The organism is Aequorivita lipolytica, assembly GCF_007997135.1.
Classification (GTDB): Bacteria; Bacteroidota; Bacteroidia; order Flavobacteriales; family Flavobacteriaceae; genus Aequorivita; species Aequorivita lipolytica.
Genome location: NZ_VORU01000013.1, coordinates 1 through 22,639 on the forward strand (window position 1 = coordinate 1; position 22,639 = coordinate 22,639).

Sequence of the window (22,639 nt, forward strand, 5' to 3'; positions counted from 1 at the left end):
ATGCGAACCGGATGATTCTCTGGAACAAGATCATCATAACTTGGAGGGAGAAGACTCAGTTGGTTCTGGCTATTGGTCTTCCAAACTACGTTGCTTTTCATAGCATGAAAGTACAAAATTTCACGCTGTTGTCAAAATTATAAAACATAAAAAAGGCTGCCCTTTTTAGACAGCCTCTTTGTGAAATAATAAAACCAAATATATTAATTGCCTTGATTTACAGTGGAGTTGTTACCATTCCCCATTTGGTTTACGTTGCTCGTGTGATTATTGCCAACTTGGAAGACCCCAGAGGTGTTGGAGATTCCGTTTTGCATAACCATAGAGTCGTTCAAGTTGCCATTTTGATTAACCTCGGACATGTTCAAATTGCCCACTTGGTTGGTATTGGATTGGTTCTCATCACCACTTTGGGAAGTATTAGTGAAGTTGCTATCTCCGTTTTGGAAAGAAATAGCAGTGTTCAAATTACCTGCCTGGTCAAGTTCACTCGTGTTCAAGTTTCCTACTTGGTTACCTGTTGAGGAATTTTGATCTCCGTTTTGATCCACATCAAAATCGTTTTCATTACCAGTCTGTTGGTGGGATGTAACGTTGAAGTTTCCGCTTTGTGCCGTGTTGGCTAAGTTACTATTCCCAGTTTGCATTGTAGTACTCATATTATCACTACCACCGTTGGGAAAACCTTGGAAGGTTTTTGAATTGTTAAAATCTCCCACTTGTTCTATGGAACTAATATTTCTATTGTTTCGTTGGGTGATAAAGTTGAAGTTACTATTTCCATTTTGGGAAATATCGCTATCGTTATCATTGCCAAGTTGGGTAAGTATGGAATTATTGTTAATTTCAGTTTGTGCAACCATAGACTCATTACCGTTTCCTGTTTGAGTTACCGAAGAGTGGTTGTCATTTCCCATTTGGTTTTCAGTAGAGGTGTTTGTAGCACCTTTTTGATCTGAAAAAGCATTGTTGCCATCTCCATTTTGGGTTTGGGTGATCACGTTATCAAAACTAGTTCCTGCAAAAGTACCATCCTGATCAGCATTCGCATTGTTTAAATCACCGTTTTGGTCTTGGGTCACTGTATTGTTGTCCCCTTGTTGGCGAGATAAACCAATGTTGTCGTTACCTGTTTGTGTCTGTGTGGCCGTTGAGTTTTTAGTAGTAATCAACTGTCGGGCTTCTACTCTGTTAAAATCTCCGTTTTGGGTTTGGGTAATCTCGTTGCTAAAGGTTTGGATTCCTCCACCAGAACCTTGTCTGGCCAAAGCGTCATTACCATATCCAACTTGTGTTTGGGTAATCTCGTTATTTGAAGCTCCCGTTTCTTGGAAAGCATTTGCAACGTTAAAATCCCCAATTTGGTCCTGTGTAATAAGGTTTCCGGAACCGCCACCAAAAAACCCACCACCACCTTGGGTAGCGTTTGCTTCGTTGTCATTTCCTTCTTGGTCTTGGTCAATTTCATTATTGGTACTTTTAGTTACCTGAAAGAAACCTGGAAAAATCTGTAATACCCTACCTTGGTTGGCATTTGCAACGTTATCAGTACCGTCTTGTTCCTGGGTAACTGTGTTGTTATTTCCTATTGTTGTAGTATTTGCAACGTTTCTAGTTCCAACTTGGTCAATGGTTGCATCATTGTTATTGGAGTTTGCTGATGATGTGCGGGAATCTCCCTGTTGCACGTTTGCATCATTCTCAGTTCCATCTTGTGTAACATCCGCATCATTACCATTTCCTCTTTGGTAGATATCGGATTCGTTCAAATTACCAGTCTGTGAAACCATGGCGCCGTTCCCGGTACCATTCTGTGTCACATTGTTTGTGTTTTGAGCAACCATTATTGCTCCGCAGAAAAGTGCTGCGACACTCAAAGTTACTTTTTTCATAGCATTATATATTTATTGGTTAAAAAAATTACGATTTATATATGCTATGAGTACATAGATTTATTCCAACGAGTACCATAGCAAATAAATGTGCAAAGTGTTAAAAGGAAAAAAAACCTATTAAATGGATTTTGTCAGAAGAAATCCAAACACTAGCTCAAGTGAGGTTGACCAGCTTTAATTTTGTTACTTGGCTTTCCAGAGGAGGATTGTGGAAAGCACCTCAAATATGCAAAAAAAATAAGCATCAATCCAAACCCGAACGTGAATGGGCATATTTCTGATTATAAAAATGTAAGAAAAAACCTACTTCAAAAGTGATTTACAATGACGTAATGAAATTTTTATCCGCTGAAAAACACGAAATTGAGGAAATTAATAGAAAGGTTAATTTTTTTATAATGTTTTGTTACGGCCGCTTTACAGCTGTGGTTTTTGCGCAATATCTGCCAAGCTGCACCCATTTTTTGAATGCGTCGCTCTTAATCTTGAACCTCAATTTCATTGCTGGACTCCAATTCAACTTCGCCCATAATACGCTAGAGATTTGGATACTGAACCCAATTAAAAAAAGCTATTTCTTTATAACCCTAAATGAATTTGAGGTTTCCTGACCAAGCCTCAAAATATAGGTTCCCACGGACAATGCCGAAACATCAATAGTTGGGTTTTGGGCGGTCAATGTTCCTTCCCTCACTTTTTTGGCGGCCGTATCCACAAGCGTATATTTTATGGGAAACAAACTTTGGCTATCCATAATTTCCAGGATGGAGGTAGTGGGATTGGGATAAATTTTAAACTGTACGGAATCTTCAATTGGAATTACAATAAGATAGTTCTCTAAATATGGTGTAAGGTTCAGAGTATGTAATTGTTGGATCGTTCCAGTGGTATTAAATCTTTCATTGGAAATATAATAATTCAGACCGTCTGCGGTCGTTATACCTTCAACTTGATGAAAAGGCAAACTAACGCCAAGTTTCCGTTTATTGCCCCCCAAAAAGTTTTCTCCTGTATAATCATATAGCAGAAAAACAAAAGGTTGTAAAATGGTACTGTAACCCGAAAGGGCGATGATTCCCCTGTCATTTTTATAAACGGCACCTGTTATCAGTCCATTAACATCAAATCCTTCCTGCAGTAAAGCTTGATATGTACCAGGGATTTTTGGTAGTTTATAGAGCCTAGTTTCGTTGCTTACCCATTCCTTGGTAAAAAGAAATATGGAGCTTTCGGTTACGATAAATGCTTCACAATCATAGTTGGTATTGTTTGGACCCTGTGGTGTAAAATCGGTTTGATCCTCATATGCAAAATTTATAATGTCCATTTGCGGCGTTCCCGCTTGAATGGAAACTTTGCTCACGCGAATTATCTTCAGATCTGTACGATTGCCATTTGCGTTGTTGCCAAAATCGCCCACATAAACATAATCTTCATCCTGGGAGATTTCCTCCCAATCCTCATTTAATAGAGGATCCAGTGAAACGCTGGCAAGTATGGAACCGTTGGAAGGGTCGAGCTCATAAAGATTGGTATCGCTACTGTCATTTTGGGTCCAAAGGTTGTCGTTCCAATATATAAGCCCGGAATTTTCCGCGAGTACCGCATCAAGCGCATAGGTGTTTGTAGTGGAAACAGTGACGGGGTCGTAAGTGCAGCTGCCATCATTCTGCGTTGCCGAGGGATCATAGTTATTGGCCAGAGGATCCGTACAGCCCATTTGTGAATGGATTTCACTAATGCCTAACAAAAGGACCATTATGGTAATAGCAGTTTTTTTTAACACTAAGAGTTTCATAATTTTAATTGGTTAAAAAAGAATGACTAATATACTATTTTTGAATATATTATGAAAGTTTCAAGATCATCATCCCAAGGGTCAATGAAAAAGCTTTTAAATTTATAGTATACTTCTGAAAAGAATGTTTGGTTTTTTATGATAGAACCGTAGCTTAATATTTTTTTATCTTGAAAACACCAATATGCTTGAACAATTATTTTTATTATTTTCTTCTACCCCCTAATCGTTGTAGCGTTGCGCCGTGCAAGATATGATTTAAGTACTGAGATTAGAAATAATACCATAACCATGATTGATAACAATGAAGGAATCAAAATAGTGAAAGCGCATCGCCAATTATGTTTTCAATAGAAAATATTATAAAAGGATGCAAGGCTGAAAAATTTTGTTGAAGTAATTTATCGTTCTCTTAAACATTATGTATCTTTACCCACAATGAAATTTGTTACACAATCCTATAAATACAATGCTATGTTTGGAATGTTTAAAAAGAAAACTGAAAAAGAAAAATTGCAGGAAAAATATCAAAAACTGCAGAAAGAATCCTTCGATCTTTCTACCACCAACCGAAAGCTGAGCGATCAAAAAGCGTATGAAGCCGAAGAAGTTATGAAGCAGCTGGAAAAGCTGAAATAAATTTGCAATGGCTGACGAAAAAAAACCAGACAACGTAGTTTTTAACATTGAAAAACAGCGCTATGATGCAGCGCTAAAGCCTTACGCAACTTCGGTTGGTGCACCAGTAATTACAATTACCGACACTACTGCGTGGAAAAATAGGAGCATCAACAAAACAAACCATAAAATAAATGCCAAGTATGTTGAGTTGAAGACTGAATATGAAAAAATGATAACGGAGTTTGAGTACAACAACCTCATTTTTAATTCAGAATTTAGTTTTGAACCCGTAATTGGTGAAGTTTACCATCTTTATAAAAGAAAGGAAGGCAACAGCTTTCTTTCACTTATTGCCCCAGAGCAGTGCAACTTTAAACACATTGGCAGTTTCTATTTAAACGTAGACCAAACTTGGGAAAAAGTAAATGAAATATGATTGGAGAGGAACTTACAGAAAGACAATTGGACCGAATAATAGAAATGGCTTGGGAAGATAGAACCCCTTTTGAAGCCATAGATTTTCAGTTTGGCTATCCTGAAAAAGAAGTTATAAAAATTATGCGCGGCAACTTAAAAGAAAGTAGCTTTAAGTTGTGGCGAAAACGTGTAAATAGTGGTGTAAGCAAAAAACATCTTAAAAAAAGAAGCTTAGAAATTGGCCGTTTTAAATGTTCCCGACAAAAAGCTATATCTGGAAATAAAATTAGTAAAAGGTAACTCTTAGAACACTACAAAAATGCACTACAGCAAGAAAGACATTGAAAACCTAGACCGCGTTACGCGATTGAAAATTATAAACTCGGTTACTGGAATAAAACCCGCAAACCTAATTGGTAGTATTGATAGCGTCGGTCGAACCAATGTAGCCATTTTCAGCAGTGTAGTACATTTGGGCAGCAATCCCGCAATTTTGGGTTTTATTTCGCGTCCGCATACTGAAGATGCGGGCCACACTTACAGCAATATTATGGAGAATGAAGTTTACACTATAAATCACATTCACCCAGAATTCGTTAAAAACGCGCATTATACTTCGGGAAAATTCGATCAGGAAATTTCAGAATTTGACCGCTGCGGACTTACTGAAGAATATATTAAAGATTTCAAAGCACCTTTTGTAAAGGAAAGCAACTTTAAAATGGGACTTCGCTTCAAGGAAAAAATTGACATTCCCTTAAATGGAACTGTTTTGATTATTGGCGAAATAGAAGAATTAATAATTCCGAAAAATGCTTTTATGGATGATGATATTGATTTGCAAATTTCAGAAGCCATAGGTATTTCGGGATTAAATACTTATTATTCACTTACCAAAATGGAGCGTTATCCGTATGTAAGAATTCCCGAGGTACCCGAATTTTAAAGGTGTTTTGAAAGCTTCTTTTTCCCGAAGTTGAAAAAACTATTTCGTTTAAAATCTATTCTCTCAAAATTATTTTATCCTTTTCCAACCGAAATTATTTCCGCAACAAAACCTACTTTTCATTATAAAGACTCGCATTAATTAAATACATTTCTGCATCAAATTGGCTACCTTCACTTTCGCCACAGAAATCCTTTAATTATGAGCAATTACCACATCAAGAATTTAGAAGAATATTTTCAGGTTTACAGAAAATCTATTCGCGATCCTGAAAGCTTTTGGGAAGAAATTGCGGAAGAAAACTTTATGTGGAGCAAACGTTGGGACAAAGTGCTGGAATATGACCTTTCAAAACCCGAAATTTCTTGGTACAAAGGCGCAAAACTGAATATTACCGAGAATTGTATAGACAGACATTTATACACCCGTGGCGATAAAACCGCCATTATTTTTGAACCCAATGACCCATCTGAAAAATCGGAACACATTACTTACAAACAGCTGCACGAAAGAGTTTGCAGATTTGCAAATGTGCTGTTGGAACACGGAATAGAAAAAGGCGACAGAGTTTGTATTTACTTACCTATGATTCCCGAACAGGCCATTTCACTATTGGCGTGTGCACGCATTGGCGCTATTCACTCAGTGGTTTTTGCTGGATTTTCGGCTACGGCACTTTCAACGCGTATCAATGATTCGGATTGCAAAATGGTAATTACCAGCGATGGCTCGTATCGCGGTAACAAAACCATAGATTTAAAAGGAATTGTGGATGAAGCACTGGAATCCTGCCCAAGTGTAAAAACTGTTTTGGTGGCAAAGCGAATAAATTCTGAAATTGCAATGAAACCAAACCGCGACAAGTGGCTACTACCCTTGCTGGACGAAGCATATCACCACTGTGTGCCAGTAGTTATGGACGCTGAAGATCCATTGTTTATATTATACACTTCCGGTAGCACCGGAAAACCAAAAGGGATGGTACACACCACAGCTGGTTATATGGTTTACACCGCTTATACTTTCAAAAACGTTTTCCAATATCGCGAGAATGATGTTTTTTGGTGCACGGCAGATATAGGCTGGATTACCGGCCACAGTTACATTGTTTATGGTCCACTTGCAAATGGCGCCACAACCCTGATGTTTGAGGGCGTTCCTTCCTATCCAGATTTTGGACGTTTTTGGCAAGTGGTGGAAAAACACAAAGTAAATCAGTTTTATACTGCGCCAACCGCCATCCGTGCTTTAGCGAAGGAGCGATTGGACTTTTCAGAAAACTATGATCTTTCTTCGCTTAAAATTTTGGGCAGCGTTGGCGAACCCATTAACGAAGAAGCTTGGCACTGGTATAATGACAATATCGGAAAGAAAAATTGCCCAATTGTAGACACATGGTGGCAAACAGAAACGGGCGGTATTATGATTTCACCTATTCCCTACTCCACGCCTACTATTCCCACTTATGCCACACTACCATTGCCCGGTATACAACCTGCGCTCATGGATGAAAACGGTGAAGAACTGAAAGGAAACTTAGTTAGCGGCCGCTTGTGTATAAAATTCCCTTGGCCGGGAATGGCACGGACCATTTGGGGCAATCACGAACGCTACCGCGAAACTTATTTTTCAACGTTTGAGAACAAATATTTTACAGGTGATGGGGCGTTGCGCGACAGTACTGGCTATTACCGCATCACGGGTCGCGTGGATGATGTAATTATTGTTTCTGGCCACAACTTGGGCACTGCTCCCATTGAAGATGCCATAAACGAACACCCTGCAGTGGCGGAAAGTGCCATTGTGGGCTTCCCGCACGATGTGAAAGGGAATGCGCTTTACGGTTTTGTGATATTGAAGGAAATTGGAGAAACCCGTCTGCACGAAAACCTGCGCAAAGAGATAAACCAAATAATCACAGAACATATTGGTCCTATTGCAAAACTGGACAAAATCCAGTTTACCACGGGCCTGCCCAAAACCCGAAGCGGAAAAATTATGCGCCGTATTCTTAGAAAGATTGCCGAAAAGGACACCGATAACTTGGGTGATATCTCTACGCTACTAAATCCAGAGGTGGTACAGGAAATTATAGATAGCGCTATTTAAAGAAAATTATTTTTTGGTGTCAGCATACTATTTGAGTTTTGTACAGGAACTTTCTGTATAATTATAATAGTTATGCAATATTCAAGAAAATGAAATTAGGAGGAATCTTAGTTGTCGGAATGCTGTTTTTAACAGATTCAAGCTCAAGATTTTGAAAGATTGGTTGGGGACAAAATTTAACTTGTAGGAAAATGGGTTATTTTCTTACATTAGCCGAATGATGAAAAAGAAAAGCTCTATACAGATGGTTTATCTATATTTATATATGGTAAGGAACGCGCCTATTCGCTTGGTGCAAACAACTATATATTAAAGCCGCTTGAATTTGATGAATTTAGAAAACCGTTACAGACCTTGATTTTTATTGGCTGCTAGTGAACCAACCTCACATTTGAACAAACAAAAATCCCCCAAATTGAACACTAAATTAAAAATACTCCACCTTGAAGATTCGCCTACTGATGCTGAATTAGTAGAAAGTGAATTGAAAAAAGGAAATATTCAATTTGAGAAATTGGTTGTTGGCACTAAAACAGCCTTTGAAAAGGCACTCAAAGAATTTGCTCCAGACATCATTTTAGCAGACCATACCCTTACTTCCTTTGATTCATTTGAAGCAATAAGGATATTGAAACTACAAGATTTAAAAATTCCTTTCATACTGGTTACAGCAACTGTATCAGATGAATATGCTGTGGAAGTAATGAAAGCTGGGGCTGATGATTATATCCCCAAAGACCGCTTGCATCGCTTGCCTCAGGCGGTACTGAATGCAATTGAGAAATTTAGCTGTGAAAAAGAACGTAAGCGCACTATTTATGACCATGCGCATCTTGCTGCTATCGTTAATGCTTCTAATTATGGCATTATTAGCAAAACATTGGATGGAATAATTAGTAGTTGGAACATTGGCGCAGAAAAGCTTTTTGGTTATTCAGCAGCAGAAACCATTGGCAAAAACATCTCCATAATTATTCCACCTGACTGTTTGCAGGAAGAATCGGAATTTATGGAAAGCATAAAAAGAGATGAATCTATACAGCAGTTTGAAACCGTAAGGCTTACAAAAAATGGAATAAGAGTAGATGTTTCGCTCACGATCTCCCCGCTTAAAGACAATAACGGAAAAGTTATTGGAGCAGTTAAGATAGTCCATGATATTACTGAAAGAAAAAAGGCAGAACAAATCTTATATGACAGCGAGGAGAAATATCATTCACTTTTTGACAACAGTTTGGATGCCATACTCCTTACAGTAACTGATGGAAAAATACTTGCGGCAAATCCTGCTGCCTGTACTATGTTTGGCATGAGTGAGAAAGAAATTTGCGAAGCAGGTAGATTTGGATTAGTGGATAACACAGACCCTCGGGTGGCTGCAGCTCTTGAAGAACGCCAGCGTACAGGTAAGGCAAAAGCTGAACTTACACTAATTCGTGGAAATGGGGAGAGATTTCAAGGTGAGCTTACTTCCGTAGTTTATAAAAATGCTAATGGCGAACAACGAACTTCAATGATCGTTCGGGATATAAGTGAAAGAAAACTTGCAGACCAACTTTTAAAAGAAAGTGAACAATTTAACAAGGGCGTTCTTTCTTCCCTCGCTGCGCAGATAGCTGTTATTAATGAAGATGGAAATATTATATCCGTCAACAAAGCTTGGGATGATTTTGCAGAAGAAAATGGAGAAACAAGGCTATCACGTGTTTCTACAGGTAGCAATTACTTTGATGTTTGTAAACGATCCATAGAAAATGGAGATAGTGATGCAGCAGAAGCATTAGCCGGTATTCAATCTGTTTTAAAAAAGGAAGAGGAAAAGTTCGAAATGGAATATCCCTGTCATTCTCCTAAGCAGCAGCTATGGTTTCTACTTAGCGTCAAAAATTTTGGAAGCGATGCACATAAGGTTGTTATCTCACATCAAGATATTACTGAAAGAAAGATCGCCGAAAATAAGCTCAATAATACTTCGGCTGAGTTGCAAAAAACACTCTCTGAACTTCATAAAATACTAGATTCCTCATTAGATGTTATTTGTACGATAAATGCTGATGGCGAGTTTGTAAATGTCAGCGCTGCATCACAGCAAGTTTGGGGTTACACACCTGAGGAGCTTATCGGCAGCAAATTTATGAACCTTGTGTATCGTGAAGATGCTGATATTACCACCAAGGCGGCTGAAAAAATAGCTAGGGGAATCCAGATGCCACTCTTTGAAAACAGATATGTGCACAAAAACGGAAAAGCGGTTCCAATACTATGGTCCGTCAACTGGGATGAAAAGCTCCAATTAATGTTTTGCATAGCAAAGGATGTCACGGAGAAGAAAAATCTGGAGAAAGCCATAGAAAGTGAGCGGGATCAGTTTTACGATATGTTTTTAAAAGCACCATCGGCAATTGGTATGTTAAAGGGTGCTAATCATGTTTTTGAAATGGCAAATCCCCTCTATTTGAAATTGATAGGCAAAAAAGATATCGTAGGCAAGACAGTGGCCGAAGTGCTTCCGGAAGTCATTGAACAAGGGTTCGTTAGCATGTTAGATCAGGTGTACCAAACTGGCGAATCATATACCGGTACAGAAATGTTGGTCAAGGTAAATACAGAAAAAAACGGTGAAATGACAGATTTCTATATAGACTTCGTCTACCAGGCCTATAGAAACGGCAAAGGAGATATAGAAGGCGTTTTCTTTTTTATAAATGACGTTACTGAACAAATAATATCCCAGAAAGAAATAGAAAAAAGCGAGAAGCAATACCGCCAAATTGTAGAAACGGCAAACGAGGGAATTTGGCAAATCGATGAAAAATGCAGGACAACTTTTGTAAATAAAAAGATGTGCGAGATACTTGAATACACTGAGGAAGAAATGATGGGGAAAGAGAATTATTATTTCATGGATGAAGGTGGAAAGGAAAAAGCCTTAACTGCATTGAAGAGAAGAAAGAAAGGAATAGCTGAAAATCTTGAATATAGTTTTATCTCTAAAAACAGAAAAATAGTTCTCACTAAGGTATCTGCCAATCCTTTTTTTGATGATCTGGGAAATTTTAAAGGGTCATTGGGAATGGTTTCAGATATTACCGAGAAAAAGCACCTAGAAGACCTTTTAGAAAAATCTAACAAGCTTGCAGCAGTTGGTAGCTGGGAAATTGATGTGGTAACGGAAAGTGTTTATTGGTCAGACATTACAAAGGAAATACGTGAAGTTGATAAAGATTATGTTCCGCAGTTAGGTGAGGGCATAAGTTATTTTAAGGAAGGTACTCATAGAGATACCATTGAGCAAAAAGTAAAGGACTGTATAAAACATGGCACACCTTGGGATGAAGAATTGCAGATAATCACTTTTAAAGGAAACGAGAAATGGGTACGTACAATAGGCGAAGGAGATTTTTTAAACGAGAAATGTATAAAGATACATGGAAGTTTCCAAGACATTACGGATCGCAAAAATGCTGAGATAAAAATTAGGGAAAGCGAGTTCCAATACCGGCAGATTGTAGAAACTGCACAGGAGGGAATATGGATGTTAGATGAAAACAGTGAAACCACTTTTGTGAATCAGAAAATGTGTGAAATCATTGGGTATTCATTTGATGAAATGATGGGCAAAACAAATTTCTTTTTTAAGGATGAAGCCGATTTACAGACTGCCATAGATGCTCTTAAAAAACGAAGACAAGGCATCAGTGAAACCTATAGAGCATCATTCTTGAAAAAGGATGGAAGGCTTATCTGGACCCAAATAGCCTCCAATCCTATTTTTGATGCCAAAGAATTCAAAGGCTCGTTGTGGATGGTCTCGGATATTACGGAGAAACTGGTGGTAGATAAAATGCTTATGGAAAGTGAGCAGAAGTACCGTAAACTTGCTACCGAATTAGAGATAGAAAGAACACGTCTGGTTACAGCACAGTCAGTAGCCAAAGTAGGCAGTTGGGAAACAGATTTGCAAACGTGGCAAGTAAACTGGTCAGAAGAAATGTACCGTCTTTATGGAACGGATCCTAATAATTTTGAACCATCCTATAAATCTATTCAAAGTTTCGTTCATCCTGAAGACAGGGAAATGATAGATAAAGCCTTTAAGGATTCACTAAACAAAAGCGGTTCTAGTTCAATAGAACACCGCATTATAACCTTGCAAGGCATCGAAAAATGGGTAGAAGAAAATTGGTCCGTTGCTAGGGATGAAAAGGGTTCGCCTATGGTTGCCATTGGTACTTGCCAGGATATTACGGAAAGTAAAAAAGCAGCAGTAAAAGTAATACGTAGCGAAACAAAGTTAAAAGTTGCGCAGCATATTGCCCATGTGGGTAGTTATGAAGTAGATATGGTAACCAAGGAACAAAGTTGGTCTGATGAATTTTATAGAATTTTAGGAATAAAGGAAGATGTAATACCCTCTCGTGAAGCCTTCGTGTCATTTATTCACCCCGATGACAGGGCTATGGCTTTAAGCACTATGGAGGACGCTCTCTCCGCATATATAGATTCATCATTTCAGTTTCGTTTTATAAGAAAAAATGGTGAATCTGGATACGCATTATCCGAATGGAAATTTGAGTTTGACTCCCATCGCAACCCTCTTTTCATACACGGTATTTTAAGAGATCTTACAAAAGAAAAAAAAGCAGAGAATGAACGCGCAAAAATGATGTCCGATATTGTTCAGCGCAATAGCGATCTGGAGCAGTTTTCATATATGGTATCACACAACCTTCGGGCACCAACTGCCAACATAATAGGTTTCGCAGAAATTTTAGAGGATGAAACACTCAAGCCGAAGGAGCAAAAAGAACTACTGCAAGGACTTTCAGCATCCGTAACAGGGCTCGATACCATCATCAAAGATATCAACACCATCTTGCAGATTAATCGCGAAGTTCACGAGAAAAAGGAAACTGTGATCTTTTCAAAACTTGTGAACGATATCATGCTGAGTATAGGTAATCTACTTTACAATCATAGCGTACACATCAAACGTGACTTTTCAGAAGTGGACGAAATCTATTCACTCAAAGTTTATATATACAGCATCTTCTATAACCTTATTAGCAACAGCATTAAATACAGCAAACCAAACGTACCGCCACTCATCGAAATAAAAAGTAAAAAAGAAAACGGAAAAATAATCCTTATATTTATAGATAATGGTTTGGGTATGGATATGACAACCAAAGAAGATAAAATTTTCGGGCTTTATAATCGCTTCCATTCCCATGTTGAAGGAAAGGGCATGGGGCTATTTATGGTGAAAACTCAAGTAGAATTGCTCGGTGGAAAAATAGCTATTGCAAGCGAACTCAATAAAGGAACAGAATTCACAATAGAATTTGAGATTTAAATCTGAAACAAAATGGCACAAATAAAAAAACGGTTCCTTCTCGTTGACGATGACCCACTAAATAATTCTCTCACTAAAATGATTTTAAAAAAGTCATTTGACTTAGTGCAAATTAACGCGTTTACTGTTCCCGAAGATGGATTGGAATTTATGAAATCTGAACCCTGCCATAGTCCTCCCGATGGAAAAACAATACTATTTCTCGATATTAATATGCCTTCAATATCAGGATGGGAATACCTCGAAAAGTTTGAGCTTTTTGATACCTCAATAAAAGAGCAGTACGATATTTACATACTGTCATCCTCCGTTGAACCAAAGGACATTAACCGTGCAAAAGAAAATCCCTTAGTTATTGATTTTATAGAAAAGCCGCTAAAAAAAGCAACCCTTTTAAAAATATTTGGATAACAGAAAAAAAATTACTACTTCCTTTCCTTCCAAAATTAATATGTTCTTTACAAGCTTTGATGGGGAAATTTTGGTTGAAAAACTTAGCAATAATAGCGTCATAAATTGTTATGCAAGCTTCTGCAAATGTTGCGGTAAAAGCATTGTTAATCGGAACTTCGGTTGGTTCTGAATCATCACTACCTCTACGGCCTATTAATAGTATTTCAGTAAAAAGCGTCACTACATAATATTTTTTAAGAGCATTAGCACAAAAAGCTTTTAATTAAATGCGTTAAAAAATCTTCGGATTTCATTAGTTAAAAATTTAACAATATAATATCTTTACAACCTGATTCATAAGATTTTACAAACCTATACACTCTTTATTATGATCTGGACTATACTTTTTCTGTTTCTTACAGTAGTTGCCGCCGTCCTGGGTTTTTTAGGCTTGGGATTTGGCCCAATAGAACCCGCCAAAACAGCTTTCTACGTTTTGAGCGCTTGCCTGTTGCTTTCAATCTTTAGACAAATGCGGAGAAAGCGCAAAAGATATTATGAGTAAGATTTTACTTTAAGAAATAAAGCAAACCGCCTAAAAACATATTTTTAGGCGGTTATTTTATTAAAACGATTCGTTTAAAATACTATAAAGCAATATGCTACAAAAAAACTACATTCCAGTTAAACAAAATAAAGTATCTGTAGTAATGTGTTTCAAAGCAATGTAGTATTTTGGTCGAGCAAAACAACAACCTCATGAATTCCATTCAAGTTAACTCACTTCCACTTAAAGATGTGATTAGGGACATAGCAGAAGTTTTCGACATTCCCTATTCCGAAAACTGTGGCGAATATTTGCTCCAACTTCCTCCATCAGTAGGTGAAGGCAGCATCCGCGGTATCAACTTTGAAGGTGGCTTAGGACTCTTACAATACGATTGCCTATTTAATGAAGATCTGGAAATACATTTTGTTGTAAACAATGTTCACCCGCTGAAATTCCTCTATACCGTTAGCGGAATCCTTCATCATCGTTTTGAAAACGAGGACGACCTGCACGAAATTAAGCAATACCAAAACGCTATTGTAGCCAGCAGTAAACAAAACGGCCACGTATTAAGATTTAAGGCAGGCGAAACAATAAAAGTGAACAGTCTCGAGATTGATCGGGAGAAATTTCAGACAAAAATGGAGTGCGACATTAATAGCCTTGATGAAGAACTGGAACAGCTGTTTAAGGACATTACGGCCAGCGGGTCCTTTTATTACAATGGAAACTACAGCCTAAACATTTCTGGAATTTTGGACGAAATGACCGGCTTTGCTGCTGAAAATTTTATGCGCAAGCTCTTTTTAGAAGGCATGGCTTATCAAATTTTAACGCATCAAATACTACAATACCAAGACGATAGAATGGATGAAGGCAGCAGAACCTTGCTACGTTCATCTGAACTGAAACAGATTCACCACATCTCCAATTTAATAGAGAACAACATTTCGCAAATACCAACAGTGGAAAATCTGGCTAGGGAGGCGGGCCTCAACATTAACAAATTGCAGGAAGGTTTTAAAAAACTGTACGGTTCTACCGTGAACAACTACGTTCAAAAGAAGCGTCTAGATACAGCCTATAGCCTTTTAATCCAAACGGATTTGAGCATTTCAGAAATTGTAAATGCTATTGGGCTGAGCAGTAAGAGTTACTTTTCAAAAATTTTTAAGGAAAAGTATGATATCTCACCATCCCATTTTCGCAAAAAACACCAGAACAAATAAAAAAAACCCCGCTGAAAATATTTCAGACGGGGTTCTCTTCTTCATAGCAATTCTTTGCGTTGCTAATTTAGCAAAAGGAATTATCCAAGATTAACTCAAAAGATTGAATCTTTAGCCCAAATACTTTTCATAAGCATCTCATAATCTTTTAAATAAGAAAAGCCTCCGCTTCGAGCTTAAAAAGGAATTAGTAGTTGAAAAGACTGCGAGTATTCGACTGCAATGCTAATTTTCAAATTTTCACTATTATCCACACACTATTGTTTTAATTATCTAATTAGTGCTAAATCATTGAAAATTAACAAGGTGTATTAGCAAATATTGGTATAAACTTAGCTCATTAAGCACAATATTTAATATATTCGCTAATCCACTTTTTTTTATATCCCCACAATAAGAAACCCCTTTCTCATTGTGATGATTAAGGGGTTTCGCAGTACCCTAAATCTGGGTACCCATTTTTCTAATTCTAACGCCTATTCTTCTTCCTCTTCAGGATTGCGTTGGTTCTGTGGTTTGTTTTGAGGATTCCGTTGCTGATCTTGTTGTTGATTTTGAGGATTCCTTTGCTGGTTTTGATTTTCTGTACTCATAACATGTTTTGTTTAAATTAATAATTCATTTTTCTTTTCAGTATTAAAACTAATTTTTAAATAAGTCTTTTGCACTTAACAAAATCATAAACTTAAAGATTAGTACAATTATTTAACTATTCATTATCATAAAGTCACATCCCTTAGTAATTTCATAAAATAACTTGTAAAAAAGCTGCCGTTTATATAAACAAACCGTTTCCGTATAACTCGTTCGCGTTTCATATCTTTGCACTTTTAAAATTTGAACCATGTACACCAACGCTTTACAAGCCATTTCGCCTATAGACGGCAGATACGCATCAAAAACTTCAAGCCTAATTCCTTATTTTTCCGAGGAAGCACTTATACGTTACCGTGTGCAGGTGGAGATTGAATACTTCATAGCCCTTGTAGAGCTGGATCTGCCACAGCTAGCGGAATTTGATAGAAATCTTTTTTCAGATTTGCGCGATCTTTATCTTGAATTTACGGTGCAGGATGCAGTAAAAATCAAAGAGACCGAAAAGGTTACCAATCACGATGTAAAGGCGGTTGAATATTTTATAAAAGAAAAATTTGAAGATTTAAATCTTCAGAAATACAAAGAGTTTATCCACTTCGGTTTAACTTCACAGGATATAAATAATACTGCGATTCCGCTTTCGCTGAAAGATGCTATCAACAATGTCTATGTGCCGCTTTTAATGGAGGTGAAAAATAAATTAAAGCAACTTTCCGAAGATTGGGCACAAATAGCTATGCTAGCCAGAACACACGGCCAGCCTGCTTCGCCAACCCGTTTGGGAAAGGAAATTGACGTATTTGTGGTTCGTATTGAGGAGCAGTTTGACTTGATGAACAATATAAAAAGTGCTGCGAAATTTGGTGGCGCGACGGGAAATTTTAACGCGCATAAAGTGGCTTATCCCAATATAGATTGGAGAGCGTTCGGAAAACATTTTGTTCAGAATACTTTAGGGCTACACCACTCCTTCCCTACTACGCAGATTGAGCATTACGACCATATGGCTGCACTTTTTGACTGCTTAAAGAGGATCAATACTATTTTGATTGATTTAGACAGAGACATTTGGACTTATGTTTCGATGGATTATTTCAAACAAAAAATTAAAAAAGGTGAAGTAGGCTCCAGCGCCATGCCGCACAAAGTGAACCCAATAGATTTTGAAAACAGTGAAGGAAATCTGGGCGTTGCAAACGCACTTTTTGAACACTTTTCGGCAAAACTACCAATCAGTAGATTGCAAAGAGACCTTACAGACAGCACGGTTTTACGAAACATTGGGGTTCCCATTGGGCATACACTTATCGCTTTTTCTTCAACATTGAAAGGCTTGAATAAATTGGTGCTGAACGAATCAAAATTTGCTGAAGATCTTGAAAACAATTGGGCCGTTGTAGCGGAAGCAATCCAAACTATTCTTCGCAGAGAGGGTTATCCAAATCCTTATGAGGCATTGAAGGGATTAACACGAACTAATGAACGTATTAATCAAACTTCAATTGCCAACTTTATAGAAACCTTGGAAATACCGGAAAGTGTAAAACAGGAAATGCGAAACATCACGCCTGGAAACTATACTGGGATTTAAACTACGGTTCTAAAAAAATACAACCACGAATTCACGAATATTTTTAAATAAATTTATTCGTGTATCGTGGTCAATATCCGCATCCCTTCAAATACAGCATTAAAAAAAGGCTTCAACCACAATTTGGAAGAAGCCCTTTTCAACTATTAATCAACTAAATTAATCCTTAAATATTTCTCCGAAACCTTCAAGTTTGGAGACGTCCAAATCGCCACGCTCCGCAGATTTCATCAGCTTCAACATCTGGTCTGGGCGCATATTTTCACCCAGTAATCTGAATACTGCAAAACCGCGATTGTCATCGCTCGCAAAAACAATTACCTCATCAATGGCATCTTCTTCACCAGTGTACTTTAAGGTAGCGTTCCAATCATTACTTTTTATACGCGTAAGTTCTTTGTATTGTTCCTGATCAAGAATGTTTTTCAGTTCTTGGCGCTCCTTTTCAAAATCGGCTGTATCTCCTTCAATTATTGGGTAAGCAACAACATTCACCTTTTTAATCGTACTTAGAATATCCTTTTCTTCTTGGGTAAAGTTGCTACTATTTCCTTGGAGTAAACTTGCAGCAATATCCATCTTTACGAATTTATCATCATCTTGTTTTTCTACCAAATACTTTTGAAGTGATTTATCGCTACAGGAGCTCAGTGCCATTGCCGCAAGAACTAAAGCCATAAAATATTTTACAAGTACCATATTTATTGCTTTTTATTTTTGTCAATATTCTTAAGCTGTTCGCTACCGGGAACCTTTAATTCCTCAGTAAGTTTTGAAATTTGTTTCAAGTCTATATTTCCGGTAATACTCATAATAACGGTCATGGGTTTTCCATCTACAATTCCGTCCATGTGCATCAACAGCTCGCTTACAAAGTTTTCATTCTTCCCGTCTTTGCTATAAAATCTTATATTTCTTCCGTCTTCCTTTACACGCATCAATTCACCTAAATTTTGTGAACCTGAAATATATTTAGCCACAGCGGCCTCCATTTTTTTGGATACTGAAGGATTGTCTGTGGTAAAAATCTTGATGTTATCTAAGTCGTTCACCATTTTAAGATATGCCTGCGCCTCTGGATCTGAAGAGTTCAAATCCATCTTGCTTAAAAGCTTGAACATATTTTTGGTAACCACAACAGAGGTTACATCTTTTTCGTTTTCAAAGGAATCAAAAGCGTTTTGTGCCCAAGAAACCATCGGCGCTATTGCCAATGCTATTATTATTGTTATTTTTTTCATCGTTAATTATTGTTTATTGTTTATTTCGATTTTTTATTGATTTTAAAATTTTCAGACGCAGAGCCAATCAACAATGCTCAGTATAAACTTTACCGCAGCGCTATCTATTTATAAAAGTTATTCAAAGATTTTGTCCTTTGTTCTTTCAAACTGCCCAACAAACGTTAGTCGCTCAGTACCTTTATTAAAATTTTCTGAAAGCAGCATCATTGCTCTTTTGCTTTTCTCAAAGGTCGCCAGAGCTTCTTTTTCTTCTTGGGTATAACTGGGTTGCGAGAAGTAGAAGCTGCCCACTCCAAAAGCCACTACTAGGATTGCCGCAACAGAGTACCACCATTTTTTTGAGGTTTGTGGTTTAGTTTCCGGTAGATTAAATACCATAGTTGACCGTTCTTCTTTCGCAGCCTTTAATGCAACAAAAATGGGCTGGTATTGAACCAGATTGTCCGCAACTTTTTCATTGTTGAAATAGTCTTGCAACATTTTTTCTTCAGAAATGCTAGTTGCGCCTTCAAAATAGGCCTCCAATAATTGTTTTATTTTAACCGATTCCATAATTATACTTTTTTATCATTGCCTCCCTAACTGTTTTACGTGCTCGGGAAAGAGCCACTCGCACTGCGGTTTCGTTACTATCTAGCATCTGCGCTATTTCAGAAAACTCGAATTGTTCCACATCGCGCAATTGAAGTACTATTCGCTGTTGTTCGGGTAAAGTTTCCATTATCCTAAAGACCATTTCAACCCCGTCATTCGCTTCAATATTTTTTTCAACATTTTCGGAAGTTTGATAATTGCTGTGTACAATTTTTAAATTTGATGCCTGTTTCGACTTTAATCTGTCCAGACAGTAATTCTTGGTCATCGTAATTGCAAACGCTTCGGGATTTTTATAGTTTTCAATATTTTTTTTTCCCTTCCACAATTTCAAAAACACTTCCTGTACGGCATCCTCAGCTTCGTCCTTGGAAACCAAAATCCTTTTGGCCAAGCGGTAAAGCTTATCCTTAAAGGGCATCGTTAATGCTAAAAATTCGGTTTTTTCCATTTTGGTTGGTTGGATTATTTCGCCGTCTATTTAAATGACGAACGTATTCAAATTTTGTTACATTGATATTGTTTCAAAGGAATTCCCCACAATAAACAAATGTTCTATGATGCAGTATTACTTGGTTTTCTGCCACGACTGCACGATTGTGTTTTTATACGATCTGCCAACATTTATTTCGATGACATTAATGTATTTCTGAACTATTTATTCGTGAATTTGTGGCAGAATATTTCACAATGAAAAGTCTCGAAATAATTTCGACTAAAAAAGCATATTTTTACCATTGCAATATAATCCCTAATTTACCTGTTCTAAAAGAATACCTTAATTAAACTTACTTATGAAAAGAAATATTTTCATTTCCTTTTTAGCTATTTCAGTACTTTTTGTTTCCTGTTTTGAGGATGCTGACGACAATTTACAAACTGCTTCAACCCTTGATATTCAAAATTTTATTTATCGTGGCCTCAATTATTTCTATCTATACAAAGCAGACACTCCCGAGCTTGCGAATAACGCATTTGCAAACGATACCGAGCTAAACGATTTTTTGAACAATTATCAGACTCCTGAGACCTTGTTTGACTATTTGTTGTCGCCACAAGATCGTTTCAGTAACCTTTTCAGCGATTTTAGAGTGATAGAAGATGCGCTAAGCGGAATAAGCCTGAGTAATGGGATGGAGTTTGGCTTGGTGCCATATTCACCTGGCAGCAATAATGTTTTTGGGTATGTACGCTATGTACTGCCCAATACAGATGCTGAAGCAAATGGTTTGGAGCGTGGCAATCTTTTCACGACCATTGATGGACAGCAAATAACTAGAGCAAATTTTGAAGATTTATTGGCTCCGAATAGCTACACAATTGGTTTAGCCACTTATGATGGTGCAAATTTTATTCCTACCGGAGAAACGGCTTTGCTTAATAAAACCCAGTACAATGAAAATCCTGTTTATAAGGTGAAAACCTTGGACGTTAATGGAGAAAAGGTGGGTTACTTAATGTATAACAGTTTTATAAAAAATTATGACACCGAACTCAACAATGCTTTTGCACAATTTAAAGCAGAAGGAATTACCAATCTGGTTTTGGATTTGAGATATAATGGTGGTGGTGCCGTGGAAACTGCTACAGATCTGGCAGGAATGATTACGGGACAGTTTAATGGACAAGTTTTTTACAAAGAGTTCTGGAATGAAGATCGCCAAGCAGAATTTGCGCAGGACGGTCTTTTTGATAGCGCAATCAGCAACGGTGCGGCAATCAACAGCCTTAACCTGACCAATGTTTATTTTCTAACTACCCAAAGAACAGCTTCTGCCAGTGAATTGGTTATAAACGGACTTAATCCATACATAAATACCGTACAGGTAGGCGATACTACCACTGGAAAGTTCCAAGCTTCCTTTTTGCTTTATGATTCGCCCGCACCCACTTTCGGAAGGCAGAATGCCAATCCAGCGCATTATTACGCAATGCTTCCGCTTGTATTCAAAACCGCCAATGTTGCAGGAAATACTGATTATGTAGATGGGTTAGTGCCTCAAATTCCATTAAATGAAAATTATTTTAACCTCGGCCAGCTAGGCAATGAAAACGAACCGCTTCTAGCTGCTGCACTTTTTGAAATTGCCGGAAGACCTTTACCAGCGAACAGAGAGTTTCAACAATTAAAAGAATTTTCTGATAGTAAGGCGAATTCTCCGATTGATGGAAAAATGATTGGAAATTAGTCTTTCTCAAAAATAAAATAAGTTGAAGAGCTAGGAATTCCGTGGATTAACAATTTTTATAGTACTTTAATTGGGTTTTTATTTTCATCTATCGCCACAAAAGTAAACTCGCCAGTTACGGCTTTCTCGCGGCTGTAAGAATACATTTCCTCAATGTATATTTCTACTTTTACTTTTAGACTAGTGTTGCCTAAATACGAAACTTTCCCCACCAATTCCACAATAGTCCCTGCGGGAATGGGTTTGTTGAAATCAATGCGGTCTGAAGAAACGGTTACCATTCTTTGCCGACTAAAACGCGTTGCGGCTATAAAAGCTACCTCGTCCATAAGTTGCATTGCCGCGCCGCCGAAGAGCGTGTCGTAATGGTTGGTGGTATTTGGGAAAACCGCCTTAAAAATCCTTGTTTCGGAATTTGTAATTCTATCTTCTATATTCACAGCAACTCTGTTTCCAAAGCCAAATAATGAGTGGTTAACCCCGCTGAAAGTAATGGGAAAATCTGTATTTTACACCAATACTCTCTTTGATCTTTCTTATAGTTTAACACTTCTTCGGTAAAGGGTTCGCCTCTTTGAAGTTTTTCTCTTATTGATGCTTTTACTTGGGTTGAAGTTTCATTGCCCTGAAGAAAAGAAGGCGTTTTCCCAATAGCATAACTTTCGGAATATCCGGTCATTTTAAAAAAACCATTGTTTGCCCAAACAATCTTTTGTGAAAAATCAGTAACAATAAGTGCATCGTAGCTTTTGGTTAGTATTTCGGAAAGGTTTGCTTTCCAGTGAAATTGGTTTGCCAATAGCGTAAGTGAAGCTCTGTCTTTTTGCCGTGTTTCCAAAAGTGCCGTCGGCTTAAAAAATTCAGCAGAAAGCCCCCAACTTTTTAATGGAGACAAATATGTCTGGGGTTCAATTATATTGAAATACTTCTCACGTTGCTGTTCGCTCAACGATTGTAGGAAAACGTCTAGTCCAGCCATATCCCATAAATTATAATTTGCCATAAATACCTTATTAATTTTTCTATAAACCTATTATTTAACTATTTCCGAAAGGTTAATGTTGATATATTAGTGAAATGATGTTTTGACTTCTTTTAGATACTTTGAAA

The 22,639-nt window shown here is 37.5% G+C and carries 18 protein-coding genes; 10 read left to right on the forward strand and 8 right to left on the reverse strand.

The window, feature by feature from the left end; all coding sequences use genetic code 11:
- Nucleotides 1–203 precede the first annotated feature (203 nt).
- Nucleotides 204–1,892 carry a beta strand repeat-containing protein gene (locus tag ESV24_RS12965; RefSeq protein ID WP_111816878.1) on the reverse strand — a complete coding sequence of 563 codons (1,689 nt, stop codon included), beginning with the start codon at nt 1,890–1,892 and terminating at the stop codon, nt 204–206.
- Between the two features lie 574 nt (nt 1,893–2,466).
- Nucleotides 2,467–3,693, reverse strand: a complete 1,227-nt coding sequence (locus ESV24_RS12970) for a T9SS type A sorting domain-containing protein (RefSeq protein WP_111816876.1) — start codon at nt 3,691–3,693, stop codon at nt 2,467–2,469.
- A gap of 474 nt (nt 3,694–4,167) precedes the next feature.
- Here ESV24_RS12970 and ESV24_RS12975 point away from each other — a divergent pair, with 474 nt between their 5' ends.
- From ESV24_RS12975 to purB, 9 genes are all read left to right on the forward strand, one after another.
- Nucleotides 4,168–4,332 carry a Lacal_2735 family protein gene (locus ESV24_RS12975; RefSeq protein ID WP_111816881.1) on the forward strand — a complete coding sequence of 55 codons (165 nt, stop codon included), beginning with the start codon at nt 4,168–4,170 and terminating at the stop codon, nt 4,330–4,332.
- A gap of 7 nt (nt 4,333–4,339) precedes the next feature.
- Complete coding sequence (locus ESV24_RS12980) at nt 4,340–4,750, forward strand: DUF2452 domain-containing protein (RefSeq protein ID WP_111816875.1); 411 nt, start codon at nt 4,340–4,342, stop codon at nt 4,748–4,750.
- Nucleotides 4,747–5,031, forward strand: a complete 285-nt coding sequence (locus tag ESV24_RS12985) for a TIGR03643 family protein (protein ID WP_111816874.1) — start codon at nt 4,747–4,749, stop codon at nt 5,029–5,031. Before ESV24_RS12980 ends, ESV24_RS12985 begins: the two co-directional genes overlap by 4 nt.
- Nucleotides 5,032–5,050: 19 nt before the next feature.
- Complete coding sequence (locus ESV24_RS12990; RefSeq protein ID WP_111816873.1) at nt 5,051–5,677, forward strand: flavin reductase family protein; 627 nt, start codon at nt 5,051–5,053, stop codon at nt 5,675–5,677.
- 201 nt (nt 5,678–5,878) lie between these two features.
- A complete protein-coding gene (gene acs / locus ESV24_RS12995; RefSeq protein ID WP_111816872.1) occupies nt 5,879–7,786 on the forward strand; it encodes an acetate--CoA ligase in 1,908 nt (635 codons plus the stop codon).
- Nucleotides 7,787–8,201: 415 nt separating this feature from the next.
- Nucleotides 8,202–13,142, forward strand: a complete 4,941-nt coding sequence (locus ESV24_RS13005) for a PAS domain S-box protein (RefSeq protein WP_160110630.1) — start codon at nt 8,202–8,204, stop codon at nt 13,140–13,142.
- Nucleotides 13,143–13,154: 12 nt separating this feature from the next.
- The gene (locus ESV24_RS13010; protein ID WP_111816870.1) at nt 13,155–13,553 is read left to right on the forward strand and encodes a response regulator; all 399 of its coding nucleotides are present in this window, start codon (nt 13,155–13,157) and stop codon (nt 13,551–13,553) included.
- 741 nt (nt 13,554–14,294) lie between these two features.
- Nucleotides 14,295–15,314, forward strand: coding sequence for a helix-turn-helix domain-containing protein (locus tag ESV24_RS13015; protein ID WP_111816868.1), 1,020 nt, complete (start codon nt 14,295–14,297; stop codon nt 15,312–15,314).
- A gap of 844 nt (nt 15,315–16,158) precedes the next feature.
- Nucleotides 16,159–17,502 carry an adenylosuccinate lyase gene (gene purB / locus ESV24_RS13020; protein WP_111816867.1) on the forward strand — a complete coding sequence of 448 codons (1,344 nt, stop codon included), beginning with the start codon at nt 16,159–16,161 and terminating at the stop codon, nt 17,500–17,502.
- Nucleotides 17,503–17,661: 159 nt separating this feature from the next.
- Here the strand turns inward: purB and ESV24_RS13025 are convergent, their stop codons facing one another.
- The 4 genes from ESV24_RS13025 to ESV24_RS13040 all read right to left on the reverse strand — a co-directional run bounded on the left by ESV24_RS13025 (nt 17,662) and on the right by ESV24_RS13040 (nt 19,791).
- The gene (locus ESV24_RS13025; protein ID WP_111816866.1) at nt 17,662–18,201 is read right to left on the reverse strand and encodes a DUF4252 domain-containing protein; all 540 of its coding nucleotides are present in this window, start codon (nt 18,199–18,201) and stop codon (nt 17,662–17,664) included.
- A gap of 2 nt (nt 18,202–18,203) precedes the next feature.
- The gene (locus ESV24_RS13030; RefSeq protein WP_111816865.1) at nt 18,204–18,743 is read right to left on the reverse strand and encodes a DUF4252 domain-containing protein; all 540 of its coding nucleotides are present in this window, start codon (nt 18,741–18,743) and stop codon (nt 18,204–18,206) included.
- Nucleotides 18,744–18,860: 117 nt separating this feature from the next.
- On the reverse strand, nt 18,861–19,298 hold the full coding sequence (locus ESV24_RS13035; protein ID WP_111816864.1) for a hypothetical protein: 438 nt from the start codon (nt 19,296–19,298) through the stop codon (nt 18,861–18,863).
- Nucleotides 19,285–19,791 carry an RNA polymerase sigma factor gene (locus tag ESV24_RS13040; protein WP_111816863.1) on the reverse strand — a complete coding sequence of 169 codons (507 nt, stop codon included), beginning with the start codon at nt 19,789–19,791 and terminating at the stop codon, nt 19,285–19,287. The genes ESV24_RS13035 and ESV24_RS13040 overlap by 14 nt, the downstream gene beginning before the upstream one ends.
- Nucleotides 19,792–20,134: 343 nt before the next feature.
- Between ESV24_RS13040 and ESV24_RS13045 the strand changes: the two genes are divergently transcribed.
- The gene (locus tag ESV24_RS13045; protein WP_111816862.1) at nt 20,135–21,529 is read left to right on the forward strand and encodes a S41 family peptidase; all 1,395 of its coding nucleotides are present in this window, start codon (nt 20,135–20,137) and stop codon (nt 21,527–21,529) included.
- Between the two features lie 56 nt (nt 21,530–21,585).
- Here ESV24_RS13045 and ESV24_RS13050 read toward each other — a convergent pair whose 3' ends face one another.
- The gene (locus tag ESV24_RS13050) at nt 21,586–21,969 is read right to left on the reverse strand and encodes an acyl-CoA thioesterase (protein WP_111816861.1); all 384 of its coding nucleotides are present in this window, start codon (nt 21,967–21,969) and stop codon (nt 21,586–21,588) included.
- Nucleotides 21,966–22,532, reverse strand: coding sequence for a PAS domain-containing protein (locus tag ESV24_RS13055; protein ID WP_111816860.1), 567 nt, complete (start codon nt 22,530–22,532; stop codon nt 21,966–21,968). Before ESV24_RS13055 ends, ESV24_RS13050 begins: the two co-directional genes overlap by 4 nt.
- Between the last annotated feature and the right edge of the window lie 107 nt (nt 22,533–22,639).

Coding starts and splice junctions, on each gene's coding strand:
- ESV24_RS12965 (WP_111816878.1), bottom strand. CDS start 1,892: ATGAAAAAAGTAACTTTGAGTGTCGCAGCACTTTTCTGCGGAGCAATA.
- ESV24_RS13025 (WP_111816866.1), bottom strand. CDS start 18,201: ATGGTACTTGTAAAATATTTTATGGCTTTAGTTCTTGCGGCAATGGCA.
- ESV24_RS12980 (WP_111816875.1), top strand. CDS start 4,340: ATGGCTGACGAAAAAAAACCAGACAACGTAGTTTTTAACATTGAAAAA.
- purB (WP_111816867.1), top strand. CDS start 16,159: ATGTACACCAACGCTTTACAAGCCATTTCGCCTATAGACGGCAGATAC.
- ESV24_RS13035 (WP_111816864.1), bottom strand. CDS start 19,298: ATGGAATCGGTTAAAATAAAACAATTATTGGAGGCCTATTTTGAAGGC.
- ESV24_RS13045 (WP_111816862.1), top strand. CDS start 20,135: ATGAAAAGAAATATTTTCATTTCCTTTTTAGCTATTTCAGTACTTTTT.
- ESV24_RS13055 (WP_111816860.1), bottom strand. CDS start 22,532: ATGGCAAATTATAATTTATGGGATATGGCTGGACTAGACGTTTTCCTA.
- ESV24_RS12990 (WP_111816873.1), top strand. CDS start 5,051: ATGCACTACAGCAAGAAAGACATTGAAAACCTAGACCGCGTTACGCGA.
- ESV24_RS13040 (WP_111816863.1), bottom strand. CDS start 19,791: ATGGAAAAAACCGAATTTTTAGCATTAACGATGCCCTTTAAGGATAAG.
- ESV24_RS12970 (WP_111816876.1), bottom strand. CDS start 3,693: ATGAAACTCTTAGTGTTAAAAAAAACTGCTATTACCATAATGGTCCTT.
- ESV24_RS13030 (WP_111816865.1), bottom strand. CDS start 18,743: ATGAAAAAAATAACAATAATAATAGCATTGGCAATAGCGCCGATGGTT.
- ESV24_RS13010 (WP_111816870.1), top strand. CDS start 13,155: ATGGCACAAATAAAAAAACGGTTCCTTCTCGTTGACGATGACCCACTA.
- ESV24_RS13015 (WP_111816868.1), top strand. CDS start 14,295: ATGAATTCCATTCAAGTTAACTCACTTCCACTTAAAGATGTGATTAGG.
- ESV24_RS12985 (WP_111816874.1), top strand. CDS start 4,747: ATGATTGGAGAGGAACTTACAGAAAGACAATTGGACCGAATAATAGAA.
- acs (WP_111816872.1), top strand. CDS start 5,879: ATGAGCAATTACCACATCAAGAATTTAGAAGAATATTTTCAGGTTTAC.
- ESV24_RS12975 (WP_111816881.1), top strand. CDS start 4,168: ATGTTTGGAATGTTTAAAAAGAAAACTGAAAAAGAAAAATTGCAGGAA.